Genomic DNA, 15,452 nt, shown 5'->3' with positions numbered 1-15,452 from the left:
CCCCAACCCGATGCCGATCAATCAGGGAGCCCGTCGACGATCTCCAGCAGCGCTACTGGCGGATTTAGGTCAGAAGCGTGTGACCAGCCAGCGCGACGTCATTTATCATATAGGATGCCTTCCCCTCGTCCCTGAGCCCTCGGCGGGCACATTCATCGTCCGCCGGCGGTTGGCACGTGGGAGTACGTGTTACGCAGCTCTCGTTTGAGGATCTTGCCGCTGGGATTCTTTGGCAACTGATCCACGATGAAGACGTGCTTTGGGGTTTTGTAGCCGGCGAGTCGTACACGCGCGAACGATATAAGGTCATCTGGTTTGCTGGCTTCTCCGTCGCGCAGGACGACGCACGCCGCGACCGCTTCAATCCACTGCGGGTCGGGCACTCCGAAGACGGCGACTTCGGCGACGGCCGGGTGCTGGAAGAGGCATTCCTCCACCTCCTTGCTGGCGACGTTCTCGCCCCCGGTTTTGATCATGTCCTTCTTTCGGTCGACGACGGTGAGGAATCCGTCGGCGTCCGTGACGCCGAGGTCGCCCGAGTGGAACCAGCCGTTGCGGAACGCCGCTGCGGTCTTCTCTGGATCGTTCCAGTATCCCAGCATCGCCTGGGGGCTGCGATGGACGATTTCACCGACCACTCCAGGGCTTACCTCGCGGTCGTCGAGGTCCACTACTCGGGTCTCGACGTTCAGGGTGGCGACTCCGGCGGAGCCGGCTCGGGCGACTTGATCGCGGGGTTTCAGGATGGTGGCGACGGGTGCCATCTCGGTCTGGCCGTAGAAGTTCCACAGATCCACGTCGGGAAGTCGGTCGCCGATCTCGCGCAGCACTTCGACCGGCATGATCGATGCGCCGTAGTAGCCCTTTCGTAGGGACGAGAGGTCGTGCCGCTCGAACGCCTCGGATCGCATGATCGAGATCCACACGGTTGGTGGACCGAAGAATTTCGTCGCTCGCTCGCGTTCGATCGCGGCGCAGATCATCTCCGGGTCGGGGCGCGGGAGGATCACGCTGGTCGCGCCCACATAGACATCGGGCGTCAAGAAGCAGTGGAGCTGGGCGCAGTGGTAGAATGGCAATGAGTGCACCTCGACGTCGTCAGCGGTCATATCGCCGTCGACGATGCAGCTTACGTACTGTGCGATGAGGGATCGGCTCGTCAGCGTGACACCCTTGGGACGTGACTCCGTGCCGCTGGTGTACATGAGCTGGATGGGATCGTCGTCGGCGACGTCGACGTCGGGCGCCCGGTCATCACCCGGCGCCGCGAGGGAGACGACGTCGTCCCACCCGTCCGGCGGTGCCCCGGACGCGCCGCTGCTAATCCAGCCGCGTAGACGCGGCGGTTGATCGCCTTTGGCCGACTTCCATGCGGACTGCATCGTATGGGCAAGTGACTCCTCGACGAGGTAACCAACCGGGTTCGCGTGGTTGATGATGTAGCCGAGCTCGTCGACGTTCAACATGAAGTTCGCGGGCACTGAGATCGCGCCGAGTCGCGCGAGGGCGAAATAGAATACGACGAAGTCCCTGGAGTTGTGCGCGAACATCATCACGCGATCGCCCTTGCCGACACCTCGCTCGTGAATGGTGTTGGCGACTCGCGTCACGATTTGATCGAGCTCGGCGAAGGTGTCGACGCGGTCCCCCCAGACCAGCGCGCGGTGGTCCGGCCGGCGCGCCGCGGTCCGGTGAAGGAGGTCAGCGATTCCTTGATGCCGGGCGGTGGTGACGAGATGGTCGTGAGGTTGCATAGCAGTCCTTCAAAGTCTGTGAGGTGTCCGGAGTCGATCTCGGTCTGCGGCGGCTCAGCCGGCGAGTGGCCTCGGCAAGCGCTTGGCGGCGCGGCTGCCTGATCGGCTCTCCACTCCGAGCTCGCTCGCGAGCCGCCGCCGGGGTGTCGCTCGATCGGCGTTCGTGGCGAATCGGAGGTCCGCGGCCGCATCCCGCCTCGGCCGATCGGCGCGCTCGATCGCTCTACCCGACGACGTCGCCTCCGAGGCCGCCGAGCAGGTGCGCCACGAGCGGCCCGGCGACGGTACGCGACAGGTCGTGGACCCAAACCGGCGCGAGCGGAAGGGTAAGGGTGTCATCGCGGTGGGTCCGGCCGCCACACGTCCTCCTCACAGACTCGACTTTCGCGATCAGGAACGATAGTGTACGGCTTGAGCATCGGCAACGGTCCGCCGCGGAATCGAACGTGCGAATGAAGGAGCTGAAGTGGACACGCTGCTCGAAGCACGCCCCTCGCCGGGGGATCTACTGCAGCTTCACCATGAGCAGCCCGACAGGGTGCGCCGCGGTCGCCAGGGCGCGCCTTGCCGATCAGGCTGTGCCGCACATCGGCTCGTGGTTCGAGCAAGGGTCTTTCCCGCGTGAGCACGTTGCGGACTTCGGCGCCTTGGGCCTGGCGGGCATGTACCTGCGCGGTTGTGGGTGCTCCTACCTGCGCGGTTGTGGGTGCGCCGGCATGAGTTGCGTTGTGTCAAGCCACCGTTTGTTGATCTTGTCCGGTGACCGTCTTCTGATCTTGTTTGAGGAGGGTTTGGAGGGCGCCGTGGGAACCGGGGTCGTAGGGCACGTTGTCGTGCCAGCACCGCCAGATGATGTTGACCCATGCTCGGGCGAGGATCCGGACGGCGTGGGGGTGGTTGTGGCCTCGGGCGCGGGCGCGTTGGTAGAGGTCGGCGGCCCAGGGGTTGGCGCGGCGGGAGTCGCCGGCGAAGTCGCAGAGGGCGTCGCGGAGCTGTTTGTCGGCGCCCCAGCGGAACGTGACGGCTTTGACTTTGCCGGACTGGCGGGTGGAGGGGGCGACGCCGGCGAGGCAGGCGAGGGACTCGGGTGTGGGGAACCGGCCGCCGGCGTCGCCGATCTCGGCGAGCAGGTGGGCGGCACGGGCCTTTCCGGAGCGGGGCAGGCTGGTGAACACCGGTCCGTCGGGGTGGAGCTCGAGTTGTTCGGCGATCCGTCCGGCGAGGGCCTCGATCTGGGTGGTCAGGGCGCGCGGGGTCGTGACGTAGGCGAGGGTGACGGCGGCGTCGAGGGGGTCGTGGTCGCCGGTGTCGCCGTCGGGAGCGCTGGTGAGGCGGGAGTGGAGGGTCGCGGGGGTGGTGCGTCCGCTGTAGCCGGCCGACCGCAGCCAGGCGGTGAGGCGTTTCACCGACAGCCAGCGGGCTTGGGTCTGGGTGGTGAACCGTTCGAGGAGCCGCAGGCTGATGTCGGAATCGATGTCGGCGAACAGGCCGGTCGCGCCGGGAAACACGATCAGCAGGTGGGCGCGGAGCTGGTTGGCGACCGCGACGCGGTGGGCGACGAGGTCGCGGCGGGCGCGGACGCTGCGGCGCAGCGCGGTTGTCTGGCCGGTGTCGCGGACGAGGGGGCGCAGCCGGCGCCGGTCGGTGCGCACGACGTCGGCCAGGACGTAGGCGTCGAACCGGTCGTCCTTGTTCCCGGCCGAGCCGTACCGCGGGCGCAGGTTGCGCAGCTGGCCGGGCGGGATCACGAACACCGTCAGCTCGGCCTGGCGCAGCGCTTCCACGACGGGGCCGTCGGGGCGTTCGATCCCGACCTCGCCCACGCCGCGCTTGAGCAGCCGTCTGACCATGTCCCGCAGTCCGGCGGCGTCGTGTCGGACCGCGAGCCGGTCGAGGACCTCGCCGTCGGCGTCGACGACCGCGACGGCGTGGTCGTCTTTGGCCCAGTCCACCCCGGCGCACAGCCGCGCGCCGGCCGGGATCTGGTCGATACTCATCTGTGCCTCCTCGCTGTTGCACCAGTGGGAAGACACCCGGTGGTCCCGGGACACCGCAGCCGGTCGCTCACTGATCGGCGCTCTCTGGCGCGCAGCCCTGTAGCCAGTCGGGGTGTCCTGGGCCACCGGGCCTCGCGGAACTCATGCCGGACCTTCACGGTCGAGCGAGCAGGGCGATGGCCAGATGGGGACCAGGGGCGTGCCCGAACCCTCTCAGCTACCGGTTCGGACACCCGGATGGTGGACCAGTGAGCGCCCGCGCGTACAGCATGGCGTGCCGTGAGCTCGATGCCTGCCGTGAGCTCGTGGCCGCCAACAGCGCACTTCGCCGACATGACCGTGGTGTGGCCGTAGCCGACGCGGCCATGCGGACGCGGTGACGCCAGCGGCCGCAGCCATTCTTCCGGTCGCCAAACAAGACCTAGAAAGGGCTGCAGATGGCTCGAACCGCCGATGCGAGAACTCGAAACGAGGCGCTGTACCTCGATATTCGCGCACAGTTGCTTCGTGGTGACTTGAGTCCCGGTCAGCGCATACGAACCGAGGATCTATGTGTCGCCTTTGGCGTGAGTGTCAGTGTTGTTCGCGAGGTTTTGACGCGGTTCACGGCTCAGCGGCTGGTCATGTCCGAGCCGAACAAGGGTTTCCGCGTCACCCCGATCACGGTCGAGGCTATTAACGACCTTTGCCTCCTACGATCCGAGCTGGAGGGGCTGGCGGTTCGGCTCGCGGTTGAGCGCGGCGACGTCGATTGGGAGGCATCCGTCATCGCCGCGCATCATCGTCTCGCGAACGCCCCCCGGCCCTCGATTGCGGCGGACCCGCAAGCGAACGAGCGGTGGTCGATCTTGCATTCCGAGTTCCATGCCGTCTGTGCCTCGGGTTGCGGCTCACCTCGACTGTGCGCGATTCGGCAGGATCTGTTCGATGAGGCCGAGATCTTCCGCCAGTACGCCAGGCTTTACGGCGGTGAGCGCGCCACCACGCAGGAGCATGCCGCGATCACTGGTGCGATCATGCGGCGCGACGCTGCCCTCGCCGAGGAGCTCGTGCGAGCCCACGTCGAGCGGACCGCCAGGGCGACCCTTGACGCGTGGAATCGTCCCAACCGCGAGAACGCACCGGCGAATAGCTGATCAATGGTGTTCACACCATCGATGTCTACGGATTCAGTGCTTCCGATCTTGCCTGAGCCCTCCGAAGGAGGCCCCACCCAGCCCGTCGCAGCGTGTGCGACGGCCCCCCGCCGCCGACCGAGTTCGTTTGACCAGCCGTAGTCGTGAGCCATCCGCGCCGCCGTGCGCCTTCGCCATCGACCGGGTCGTCCACCACATGTTGCCGTCGGCGGAGTTCCCTCCAACGTCTTCGCGATCACCTGCTCGACCCGCGCGTCGCTGACCGTGCGCGGCCGACCCAGCCGCGGCTCGCCAGTCAACCCAGCACTCGGACCAGGCATCACCCCAGCAGACGATCAACCTAGGAGACTGAAACTCGGAACACTAGCCCTCTGGTGAAGCAGGCCGACCGACTTCCATTGACTCGTATCTTCTCTTGACAATCGAATCTGGCGAACGCCATGCTTGAGGCAAGTCACGGGGCAGTCAGGGGAGGCTACATGTGGAGCGTCGGCTACCATGAACGGCCCGCTCAGGAGTTCAGTGTCTCACGCGGTCTACGGACAGTGGCTCGGAGTGCTAAAAGTCGATGCGATCACCAGGTGCGGATCGAGCGATCTAACGGATTAGACGCGGCGGCAATCGGATCTCTCGACGGGAAGGATACGAATCCGACTTGTTTATATCCTCGCTGGCAGCATAGCTCGTTCGCGGTGGTCCGTCGGACTAAGGAGGCGCCGCGGGATAGCCTGTGCGACAAGCTATCGATCGCCTCTCGGCCGTCGCCGCTCTTTATGCCCCGCCACGCTAGAAATCCGGCGGCGGGTCATAACCGCTATCTGATCTCGGCTGATGCGTCACTATTCCCGATAACCTTCTCCCCGACACACAGTCTTTAAGGGTTGCGCTGGTGGGACTCGAAGCCACGTCGCGCGGGCCGTTGAGCGATATCAGGGTGCTCGACCTGAGTCGTGTCATTATGGGGCCGTTCGCGACCCAAATTCTGGCGGATCAGGGCGCGGATGTCATTGTCGCCGAGAGTGACAGTCAGCAGATAAACCGGGTAATGGGTGCTGGGACGCATCAGGAATTGTCCGGCATCACATTGAACCTGCTCCGCAACAAGCGATCAGTACGGCTGGACCTGACTACGGCCCGCGGTCAGCGATCAGTGCGGGCTCTCGTCCGAACGTGCGATGTGGTCGTGGCCACGATGCGGCCGTTCGCCTTGGAGGCACTCGGGGTCGATTATGAATCGCTCCGGAAGATGAAGCCTGACCTGGTGTATTGCCAAGCCCAAGGGTTCCCGCTTGGATCGGGGCACGAGAACGAGCCTGCCTATGACGACATCATCCAGGCGGCGGTTGGTGTAGCCGACATCATGGAGCGAGTCTGGGGTGAACCCGCATTGATTCCGACCATATTCGCGGATAAGGTGTGCGGACTGGTCATCGCCCAAGCAGTCACGGCCGCACTGTTTTATCGGCAACGCACCGGCGAGGGACAGCACGTCGAGGTCGCGATGAATGAAGCGATGACTGCTTTCATGCTGACAGAGCATGGTGACGGGGGGATGGTCGTGCCGCCAGTCAGCGTTGCTGGTGAGCGCGCCACCGGGTACAAGCGGGTATTGTCGAAGGAAAGACGACCCCACCCGACCAAGGATGGCTACGTCCACCTCTTGCCGTACCAACCCAGTCACTACGCCGAGTTGTTCGGTGATGCGGGATGGCCGAACGCGGACAATGACCCTCGATATGCCGACCGGCGAGCGACCCTCGTCAACTCGGATTCCCTTTACCGAGATGTTCGTCGTTTAGCTCCGACCCGGACAACAGCCGAGTGGCTGGACTACTGCCGTGAGCACGGCATACCAGTAACCCGGGTGTCGACGCTGGAGGATCTGATCGGCGACCTGCCGATAGCGGAACATCCTGCGGCCGGGCGCTATCGGCTGACCCCCCAGCTAGCGAAGTTCGCCGCTACCCCGGGTAGTATTCACCGCCCCGCTCCCCTGATAGGGCAGCATACTGAGGAGCTTCTCGCCGAGCTTGGCATCGACCCGTCCGTGGACGCTCTGCGACCGAGGCAAACGGCCGAGGGCGTTTATCCTGGTGAACGGCGAGATGGAGCCCAATGAAGCTCGAGGCTACCCAACTGACTGATAGCGAACTCGCGTTGGGGGAGGAGGTAAGTGCCTGGCTTGCCCAGCGTCTGCCCCCCGGGAGCTATCGCCCAGGCCTGGGCATGGGTGGTGACACGGACCGCCAGTTCTCCCGAGATCTCGGATCCCAGGGATGGCTCGGTATGACCTTGCCCGTCGAGTACGGCGGAGGGGGACGATCCGCCGTGGATAGGTTCATCGTCGTCGAGGAACTCTTGGCGGTCGGTGCCCCGGTCGGATTTCACTGGGTGTCCGACCGGCAGTCCGGGCCGAACATCGCTAAAAACGGAACGGAGGAGCAGAAGCGCTACTTTCTGCCGCGGATCGCGAGAGGCGAGTTATCGTTCGCAATTGGAATGAGCGAGCCGGACGCAGGATCCGATCTGGCGGGGCTTAGGACACGCGCGGTCAGGTCCGGCGACGCGTGGAGGGTCAACGGAACGAAAATCTGGACGAGCGGAGCGGCCGAGGCGGACTACATCCTTGCCTTGCTCCGTACGTCGGACGACCGCCGGGGAGGGCTGACGCAGTTCCTTGTAGATCGCAATAGCGAGGGATTGACCGTCTCACCCATCGATTTCATAGATGGGACCCGGGACTTTTGCGAGCTCAGCTTTGACGATGTCCTGATCCCGGACTCGAGACGTCTCGGCGAGGTCGGGGGTGGCTGGAGTCAGAACACTGCCGAGCTGGTCTTGGAGCGGGGGGGCGTAGATCGCTGGATGTCGCTCATCCCAGTGTTGGAGCGGTGGGCGAAGACCGAATGGGGAGCCGTACCGGGGTGGTTCGAGGCCGACCTCGGTCACATAACAGCGCGCTGCTGGGCGTTCCGATCCATGTCCTTGTCGCTCGCTCGCATGGTCGACGCGGGCCTGACGCCGATCGTCGAGGCAGCGTTGATCAAGGAGATGGCAACCCGCTTCGAGCAGGAGTGTGTAGAGATCGTGAGGCGCCATTTCGGCCGGCTCCCGGCGCTAGGGTCCGAGGACCAGTACGAGTCGCTTCTTGCTCGGGCCATCCTGACGTCCCCGTCTTGGTCGATACGCGGCGGGACCAACGAAGTACTTCGCAACATCGTCGGCCGGGAGCTGATGAAGCCATGAGTTTGCAGGACAGCGACGTCTCGATAGCCTCGTTCATGGAGAAGTTCTTCGCCGAGACATGCCCCCAAGAAGTGGTGGGTTGGGCGGAATCCCACGGGCTCGACATCGGGCTTTGGAGCCAGGTGGACGAGCTGGGCCTGACGCTGATTAGCATCGACGAGGCGGACCACGGATCTGGTGGCTCGCTTACCCACCTTGTCACTATGTTGCAGGCTGCGGGACGGAATGCAGCTCCGCTGCCGTTGGCCGACACACATCTAGCGGCTTGGCTGCTAGTGCAATCCGGACAGAACGTTCCAGCCGGTCCCGCGACGGTGGTTCCCGGAACCCCCCGCGACACGCTCGAGTACGTCGACGGTCGCCTGCGAGGTGCCGCCTACGCGGTCCCGTGGGCTCGCGATGCCGACACGGTCGTGTTCGTCGTACCCGCAGAATCAGGACGACTCCGTATCGCCCGTGCCAAGCGAACATCATTACAGATCGTGCCCGGAACTGACTTAGCCGGAATGTCGTGCGACACCGTCAGCGCCGATGACCTCGAAGTGGATGCATCCTGGTGGCCCGGTGACCCCGACGCGCCGGCGGCACGCGGGGCACTTCTGCGGGCCGCGCTAATGGCTGGCGCACTGTCGGCGATATTTGAGATGACGACGAAATACTGCCGCGTGCGGGTGCAGTTCGGCCGAACCATCGGATCCAATCAGTCCGTGCAGCAGCACCTCGTAAACCTGGCCCAGGCTGCCGCGACGTCCGCTGCGGCCGTAGACCAAGCAGCAATGGCCGCAGGAACCCAGGGCGAGATCTTCGCCAGCTTCGCAGCTAAGGTGGTTGCAGGCCGCGAAGCATCGCTGGGCGCGCGGGCGGCACACCAGGCGCATGGCGCCATCGGCTTGACGAAGGAATACCGCCTGCAGCAGCTGACCCGCCGACTGCACACCTGGCGGATGGAGTATGGAACCGAGGAGGCACTAGCACAACGGATCGGCGCCTCCGTCGTCCAGCACCGTTCGCTCATGACGTTCGTCGGCAGGCGGCAGGGCACTACGGAGTTCAGTACGCCAACCTCTGGAATGAGGGGACGGGTGTGACGGCTTCGGACTTGAGAGCGGGAGGCAGGACCGTCGACCTCAGCGTCGAGCTTGACGGCGAGACCTACGAGTTCGCCTGGCCCGCCGACCAGAAGCTGCTGAACTTCCTCCTCGACCAGGGACTCGACCCGCCGTACTCGTGCCGCGAAGGCATCTGCAGCGCCTGCGAGTTCAAGCTTGTCGACGGCGAGGTGGAGATGGAGAACAACGTCGTCTTCGAGCAGGATGATATCGACGAGGGCTGGCGCCTGGCCTGCCAGTCCCGGCCGACTACCGATGCCGTGAAGATCATTTACGAGTGAGCGGCACTGCGGTCATGCCGGCTATGGTGGGCAGTCCGGTGTCAGGGTCTAATCAGCGCCGCGGGAGCTGAGGAGCTGTTCCTCGGCGCCGAGCGCGATCCCGTCAGTACGGTTCGGCTGCCTTTGGCGTTTGCCGCCTGGAGTGAGGAGGGTTTGGTGTGGTAACCGCAAATTTCGGTGAGGTGTATGTGATCGTCGGCGACGACCATGTCGCCGAGGTAGAGATACGTAGGCCGCCGAATAACTTCTTCGACACCAAGTTGATCCGCAGCCTGGCCGATGCCTACGAGGAGCTAGCAAGCGGCGACGTGCGAGCGATCGTGCTGTGCTCTCAGGGCAAGAATTTCTGCGCCGGCGCGGACTTCCACAACCAAAGCGAGGCCGATCCCCCTAAACAAGAGGGGGCCTCTGATCTCTACCGCGAGGCGCTGCGGCTGCTCCGGGTGGAGATTCCCGTGGTAGCGGCCGTGCAGGGCTCGGCGGTTGGTGGCGGGCTCGGTCTGGCCTGTTCGGCCGACTTCCGGGTGGCGGTACCGGAAGCCCGCTTCTCGGCCAACTTCGCCCGGCTGGGCTTTCACCCAGGTTTCGGCTTGTCTGTGACCCTTCCCGGGATAGTCGGTCAGCAGACCGCTCTGGACCTCCTCTACACCGGTCGGCGTATGGGCGGGGAGGAGGCATTCGCCAAGGGACTGGCTGACCGTCTCGTCCCACATGGTGAAGAGCGAGCGGAAGCGCATGCCTTCGCGGTCGAGATCGCCCGGTCTGCTCCGCTTGCGGTTCGCTCAATCCGCCACACTCTTCGCGGAGGGCTGGCGGACACCGTGGCCGCCATCTTGAAGAGGGAGAGTTCGGAGCAGACCAGGCTTCGCGCTACCGCTGATTTCGCTGAAGGTTCGCTCGCGATGCTGGAACGCCGGCCGCCCGTCTTTACCGCCACGTGAGACAGGTGTGTTCATCACGCCATGCCATACAACTGACGAAGGTCGGGACGGCGGCGCCCCGCGGATGCGGACTGCCGTACCAGCACTCAGCTCAGTTCGCGGTCGAGAACATTGATGCGAGCGGTCACCCGGTCGTGGTCGGGGCCGTCGGGTAGCAGCTGTCGGCATGCCTGCCAGAGCTCCAGGTCGTCTCTCCCCAATGGGCTCGCGGCCCAATTCATCAGGAGCCGAGGATCCCCCCGACGCAGTAAAGCCAGATTCATCTCCTCCCGTAGCAGCTCGCGCACATGCGCAACGCCCGGTGCTGCGGAGCCCGGCAGCAACGCACCCGCGCAGAGCTCGACGGCTGATTCGAGGTCCCCTGCTCGGAGCAGTCGCCACGCCCGCGCCACGTCGGTGTCGAGCGGGATAGTCAGGCGGTAGGGCCTGGATGCGACGATATCGGCACCGACCGCACGGCGCAGCCGCGAGAGCTCGGCTCTGATCGTGATCTGGTCTAGCGATTGCACGGGAGCCCACCACCTCGGCCCCGCAAGAGGAGATGTTGTAGATGGTCAACTCTGTCCGACCGCCTAGCCGCACGACTTGTTTGCGTATGGCGGTGTCGGGAACCCTGCTCTCGTTGTGCATTGTGGGATGCTCAAATGCGAACAATACTTCAGTCGCGGCCACCTGTAACGCTCCCGGAGTCACCCGGGAACAGGTCAAGATCGGTTTTGTCTTGTCCAACAGCGGGATGGCCGCCGGGATCCTCCAAGCGGTCCGCAGCGGTGTCGATGCTCGGCTCGGCGTGGCGAACGCGGCCGGGGGTGTCCACGGCCGCGAGATCGTCTACGGCTGGCAGGATGACGAGTCCGATCCCAGGATCAACCTGAAGGTCAGCAGCGACCTCGTGGATAACCAGAACGTCTTCGGACTCCTCGAGATGACGGGTGCGGTGGGCGGGTCGGCTGAGTACCTGAACCGGCAGGGTGTACCGGTCGTCGGGCGCGCCATAGAGCCAGTCTGGTCGGAGTACCGGAACATGTTCAGCTACGCCAACCCCGTGTCGCGGAATGCGGTCAGCACTTTCGGCACGTTCGCGAAGTCGCTCGGCGGTACCAATGCCGCACTCGTGTCCATCCACGCTATCGAGGCGTCCCGCACACTGAGCGACCAGCTAGCGCAGAGCCTGACCTCCGCGGGGATCGAGGTTGTCGCCGACCTCGACTACACCCCTGGCGCGAGTAGCCCGGAGCGGGTCGGGCAGACGATCCGGGACTCGCAGGCGGACGTGTTGTTGGTTACACTCGCACCCCAGGACGCCGCCGCTGTGCGCGTCGGCGCCGTGTCAGCCGGTTCCACGCCGAAAGTCACCCTGTTGCCTGTTGGCTACGACCAGAAGGTGCTCGACCAGTTCGGCCCGGGACTCGCGGGGACCTATGTCTTCCTGGACATGAAGCCATTCGAGATGGATACGCCCGCGCACGAGGTGTACCGGGACGCGATGGCCAGGTATGCGCCAGAGTTGCAGCCGGCGGAGCAGGACATCGCCCTCACTAGTTACATCACCACCGATCTGCTGGTACGCGGGCTGCAGGAAGCAGGGCAGTGCCTGACCCGGGACGCCTTCATCACGAACCTGCGGGCCGTCAAGGACTACGATGCCACCGGGCTGTTGGCTGCGCCCGTCGACTTGGACGCAAGCTTCGGTAAACCCAGCACCTGTTACATCTTCATGCGGATCAACCCGACGGGTAGCTCCTTCGACGTCGTCACGCCGGAACCAGTGTGCGGGAATGTCCTGCCATAAGCCAGCGGATACCCGTTGGCCACAGCATCTCGATTGGCGTCTGTGACGAGGACAGCCGCCGGGCCAACGCAAGGTGGCGGGGACGCGGTCGCGGCGTTGAGGGTGCGGGTCTCGTCGCGGCCATGGCCCCGGTCACGCCGGCGGGTAGGGAGGTGGACGAGCTCGGGACGTGCGGCGACGAACCCTCCTCGGCCCGATCCCGGTCGAAACACCGGCCGGTCACCTCGCCGGTCGCCGTGTCGAACGCGGCGAACGCGGCTCGTCGTCCCGTTGCGCCCAGGCAGTTCGGTGCGGTGCGCTTTCGGCCCGCTCGGGCGCCGTGCAGGCACTCCCCGGCTAGAACGCACTCACCGCCCTTGCCACACCGGTGGGCGCTTCTCGGTCAAAGCCCGCGCCCCTTCTGCGGCGTCGGCGGATGCCGGGACCGCTGCCCCGGTTTCGTCCTGCACACGTAACAGGTCGGCGTCGACCCATCCTGCGGCCGCGCGGACCAACCGCTTCGACGCGGCAAGGGCGAGCGGGGCGTTCGTGCCGATCGACGCGGCGAGTTCGACGGCGGCGTCGAGTGCGGCCCCCGGCAGGTGTGTGCTGGAATACCAGGCCGAGCTGTTAGAGCTCTCGCGCCTCGATCCGTTCACCGGTGAGCGCGATACGCATCGCGGCCTGGTACGGCAGGGTCCGGCCGAGGAGAACCAGTCCCCCGGCGCTTGCGATGACACCCCGCTTGACCTCGGGCAGGCCGAAGGCGGCATCCGCGGCCGCCACGATGAGATCCGCCGCGAGGGCGATCTCGAACCCGCCCGCCAGGGCAAGGCCCGCCACCGCGGCGATGAGCGGCTTGTCCGGCGGGCGAGCAGCGACGCCACCGAAGCCACGCGTACCCCCGACGGGAGCGCCTTCGGTCAGAAAGGCCTTCAGATCCATGCCCGCGCAAAAGGTTCCGCCGGCCCCGGTGAGCACCGCGGCCGCAATATTGGGTGCGGTGTCCAGCCGGTCCAGCGCTGCGGCGATCCCCTCTCTCACCTCACGGTTCACGGCATTTCTTGCGTGCGGCCGATTGATCGTGACGACCAGGACCTGGCAGCCGGGCCAGCTCCGCGAGGCGCGCCAAGTCCGCGTCTGAACGGCCCAGCCGGGAGATCTCCAACCCGAAGATCGCCCCGACCTCGCCCAGACACAGCCGGGTCATCAGATGGCGATAGCCCTCCCGGCCCCGGGTCGAGGCACCCGAGACCCCCAGATCCGTGTCGATCACCTCGATGTCCGTCGGCGACCAGCCCAGCGCCACCGCCGTGTCCCGCAACGCGTACTGCCGCAGCGTCGACTCGGTGTGCTCCCGGACCTGCATCAGCGTCGACTGGCGCAGGTAGACCAGCGCCCCCCGCCGCCGATGCGATGTTGTGATCTTGTGTTCGCCGTTCACCGTTCGCTCCCAACGCGCTGGCCGTCATGTTCGCCACCACCGCCACCGCCTCGCGGTAGGCAGGTCCGGACAGAACGGCCACGGCCATCGCTCAGGTCAGCTCCCGGCGCGCGAGCAGCTCGACGTTGATCGCCGAGATCTCCGCCAGCGCCGCCTCGACCTCGACGCAGCGGTCGAGGTACCGCCGCACGACCGCGACCAGACGCGCCGGGACGTAGCGCAGCCGGCCCCGCTCGATCTGGCGCGGGCTGAAGTACGCATACGGCCCATGCCCGTCCCCGGCCGCGCAGGCGCAGCCCGGTCTGCCGCACCGGCGATGCTGCTCGACGAGCGAGCCGGCCAGCACCCGCTGCGGATCGCCGATCGCCTCGGCCAGTGCCCGTCGTCGCGCAAGAAGGTCCTCCGTGCTCGTTGTGCCCAGACCTGCCGGAATCTTGGGTGGAGTCATCACACAAGAGAATGACACGGCTACTCACCGCCATCAACGACCTTGAGGGCGCGTGTCACCGCGCCGAGCGCCGCCAGCCCGTCGACCGACAGCCGCCCCTGCTCCGCGCCTGAACCGCGGTCCGTCCACGCCGCCGGCAACGTGACCTGACCCGAACCCGGCCGAACACAGACGAACAACGTCTCACCCGCCCGCCGCTTGCTGAAAAGGACATCCAGGCGCTGACCGCTCAGCGCGTGAAACGGATGGACAACAACGAGCGAATCCGAAACGAGAGATTTCGAAGATCGACTGTCAGATTCGGCTGCATGCCGTGACCGTCGGAATGCCAAGCGGACGCCTATCCTTAGATCCCGGCTTGTCGATCTCCACCCGACGGACCGGCCGCGGCCGGTGGCTTCCGTCGGCCAGCCGCTGCCGCAGGGTCGAAAGATACTGCCCACGCTCACGTTCGAACCGGTCAATGCTGACCCGGTCCCACCGCCGGCGCCCCGGTTCACCCTCACACGGCCCCATGCCCGCTCCAGATTACGCGGATCGTAGACCTGGCCGATCAGCGAGTGTGCCTTCCGCGCCAGCATTCCATTTCCTACTACCTGGCTCGCCGGTGTGCGATCCGAGTATCCTCGGCCAAGCGCCGCCTCGGTCATTGCCTCGGCAACCATCAGTCCGGCGCTCCTACTCGCTCGCGATCGCATCCAGTCCGACCATTCCCACCGTGACCCCTTCCCCAGGTCGACGCCTTTTGGGTCGCCGCCCGGCGCCGCACCAACACGACGGTCCCAGGGTTTCTGTTGTTCCCTGGTTCAGCAGTACCACGAGTCACTCCGACTTCTCGCACGGCATCACCGGCGACTTCACCTAGCGGCTTATACGCCCAGCTACCCAGCCCCGTCGAGCGGGACCGTACGAGACCTCCCGGGGTAACGCAGAGAACTTTCCCACCGCGCCGCCCGCACACACCTTGTTGTGCCCAGGAGCCCCAAGTATTTCCTTCACCCCCATAGTGCGGGCTCGGCATCTCCTGGAACGGGCCGACCGGTTCGCCAAATTCGGCTACGGCTCGGTGTTTCGCCTCAAACCCTTCAGACCCCACCTCACGGTGAGCGCCCTGTCCTGCACCAACAGGCAGCAGGACGCGGCAACCACCGATCACCGCACACCACCTCCCATCAGTGCCCAGCGAGGAATTACCCCCGCCTTCGGCTACGGACCCGCTTGGGTGTCCATCGGTGGTTTGTTGTGATCGGCAATTCGTGATCGGTGATCTACGGGGGTAGGTAGAGGCAGAGTCGGTGTCCGGCCAGCAGGGTGCCGGTCAGTTC

The 15,452-nt window shown here is 65.6% G+C and carries 14 protein-coding genes; 7 read left to right on the top strand and 7 right to left on the bottom strand.

Annotated features, from left to right (window positions below; translation table 11 throughout):
• Positions 1-152: 152 nt before the first annotated feature.
• Both BCD48_RS16130 and BCD48_RS16125 read right to left on the bottom strand, forming a co-directional pair.
• Positions 153-1,754: a fatty acyl-CoA synthetase gene (locus BCD48_RS16130; protein WP_071049225.1), complete on the bottom strand. Its 1,602-nt coding sequence runs from the start codon at positions 1,752-1,754 to the stop codon at positions 153-155.
• A 731-nt stretch (positions 1,755-2,485) separates the two neighbouring features.
• Entirely contained in the window at positions 2,486-3,751 is a 1,266-nt protein-coding gene (locus BCD48_RS16125; RefSeq protein WP_071049224.1) for an IS110 family RNA-guided transposase, read from the bottom strand.
• A gap of 437 nt (positions 3,752-4,188) precedes the next feature.
• On the opposite strand from BCD48_RS16125, the gene BCD48_RS16120 reads away from it, so the two are divergent.
• The 6 genes from BCD48_RS16120 to BCD48_RS16095 all read left to right on the top strand — a co-directional run bounded on the left by BCD48_RS16120 (position 4,189) and on the right by BCD48_RS16095 (position 10,464).
• The gene (locus BCD48_RS16120; protein ID WP_071049223.1) at positions 4,189-4,887 is read left to right on the top strand and encodes a GntR family transcriptional regulator; all 699 of its coding nucleotides are present in this window, start codon (positions 4,189-4,191) and stop codon (positions 4,885-4,887) included.
• An 889-nt stretch (positions 4,888-5,776) separates the two neighbouring features.
• On the top strand, positions 5,777-7,006 hold the full coding sequence (locus BCD48_RS16115; RefSeq protein WP_071049222.1) for a CaiB/BaiF CoA transferase family protein: 1,230 nt from the start codon (positions 5,777-5,779) through the stop codon (positions 7,004-7,006).
• Positions 7,003-8,133, top strand: a complete 1,131-nt coding sequence (locus BCD48_RS16110) for an acyl-CoA dehydrogenase family protein (RefSeq protein WP_071049221.1) — start codon at positions 7,003-7,005, stop codon at positions 8,131-8,133. The genes BCD48_RS16115 and BCD48_RS16110 overlap by 4 nt, the downstream gene beginning before the upstream one ends.
• The gene (locus tag BCD48_RS16105; protein ID WP_071049220.1) at positions 8,130-9,221 is read left to right on the top strand and encodes an acyl-CoA dehydrogenase family protein; all 1,092 of its coding nucleotides are present in this window, start codon (positions 8,130-8,132) and stop codon (positions 9,219-9,221) included. The genes BCD48_RS16110 and BCD48_RS16105 overlap by 4 nt, the downstream gene beginning before the upstream one ends.
• Entirely contained in the window at positions 9,218-9,523 is a 306-nt protein-coding gene (locus BCD48_RS51305) for a 2Fe-2S iron-sulfur cluster-binding protein (RefSeq protein WP_071049219.1), read from the top strand. Before BCD48_RS16105 ends, BCD48_RS51305 begins: the two co-directional genes overlap by 4 nt.
• Positions 9,524-9,681: 158 nt before the next feature.
• Positions 9,682-10,464, top strand: coding sequence for an enoyl-CoA hydratase/isomerase family protein (locus BCD48_RS16095; protein WP_241841770.1), 783 nt, complete (start codon positions 9,682-9,684; stop codon positions 10,462-10,464).
• Positions 10,465-10,550: 86 nt separating this feature from the next.
• Here the strand turns inward: BCD48_RS16095 and BCD48_RS16090 are convergent, their stop codons facing one another.
• Positions 10,551-10,973, bottom strand: a complete 423-nt coding sequence (locus tag BCD48_RS16090) for a hypothetical protein (RefSeq protein WP_071049217.1) — start codon at positions 10,971-10,973, stop codon at positions 10,551-10,553.
• Positions 10,974-11,059: 86 nt separating this feature from the next.
• On the opposite strand from BCD48_RS16090, the gene BCD48_RS16085 reads away from it, so the two are divergent.
• The gene (locus BCD48_RS16085) at positions 11,060-12,256 is read left to right on the top strand and encodes an ABC transporter substrate-binding protein (RefSeq protein WP_157910511.1); all 1,197 of its coding nucleotides are present in this window, start codon (positions 11,060-11,062) and stop codon (positions 12,254-12,256) included.
• Between the two features lie 609 nt (positions 12,257-12,865).
• Here the strand turns inward: BCD48_RS16085 and BCD48_RS56665 are convergent.
• From BCD48_RS56665 to BCD48_RS56660, 4 genes are all read right to left on the bottom strand, one after another.
• Entirely contained in the window at positions 12,866-13,291 is a 426-nt protein-coding gene (locus BCD48_RS56665; protein ID WP_312629957.1) for an enoyl-CoA hydratase-related protein, read from the bottom strand.
• Positions 13,281-13,679: a recombinase family protein gene (locus BCD48_RS16075; protein WP_071049215.1), complete on the bottom strand. Its 399-nt coding sequence runs from the start codon at positions 13,677-13,679 to the stop codon at positions 13,281-13,283. The genes BCD48_RS56665 and BCD48_RS16075 overlap by 11 nt, the downstream gene beginning before the upstream one ends.
• Positions 13,680-13,770: 91 nt before the next feature.
• A complete protein-coding gene (locus tag BCD48_RS16070) occupies positions 13,771-14,145 on the bottom strand; it encodes a DUF6788 family protein (protein ID WP_131804009.1) in 375 nt (124 codons plus the stop codon).
• Positions 14,146-14,147: 2 nt separating this feature from the next.
• Complete coding sequence (locus BCD48_RS56660; protein ID WP_491677141.1) at positions 14,148-14,708, bottom strand: DUF5372 family protein; 561 nt, start codon at positions 14,706-14,708, stop codon at positions 14,148-14,150.
• Positions 14,709-15,452: the final 744 nt, after the last annotated feature.

The sequence above is a fragment of the Pseudofrankia coriaricola genome, assembly GCF_001854805.1.
In the GTDB taxonomy this organism is placed as follows: domain Bacteria; phylum Actinomycetota; class Actinomycetes; order Frankiales; family Frankiaceae; genus Pseudofrankia.
The sequence above is the reverse complement of the archived record's forward strand: the minus strand, read 5'-3'. Positions and strand labels throughout refer to the sequence as shown.

Coding starts and splice junctions, on each gene's coding strand:
- BCD48_RS16120 (WP_071049223.1), top strand. CDS start 4,189: ATGGCTCGAACCGCCGATGCGAGAACTCGAAACGAGGCGCTGTACCTC.
- BCD48_RS16125 (WP_071049224.1), bottom strand. CDS start 3,751: ATGAGTATCGACCAGATCCCGGCCGGCGCGCGGCTGTGCGCCGGGGTG.
- BCD48_RS56660 (WP_491677141.1), bottom strand. CDS start 14,708: ATGCTGGCGCGGAAGGCACACTCGCTGATCGGCCAGGTCTACGATCCG.
- BCD48_RS16105 (WP_071049220.1), top strand. CDS start 8,130: ATGAGTTTGCAGGACAGCGACGTCTCGATAGCCTCGTTCATGGAGAAG.
- BCD48_RS16085 (WP_157910511.1), top strand. CDS start 11,060: ATGGCGGTGTCGGGAACCCTGCTCTCGTTGTGCATTGTGGGATGCTCA.
- BCD48_RS16130 (WP_071049225.1), bottom strand. CDS start 1,754: ATGCAACCTCACGACCATCTCGTCACCACCGCCCGGCATCAAGGAATC.
- BCD48_RS16110 (WP_071049221.1), top strand. CDS start 7,003: ATGAAGCTCGAGGCTACCCAACTGACTGATAGCGAACTCGCGTTGGGG.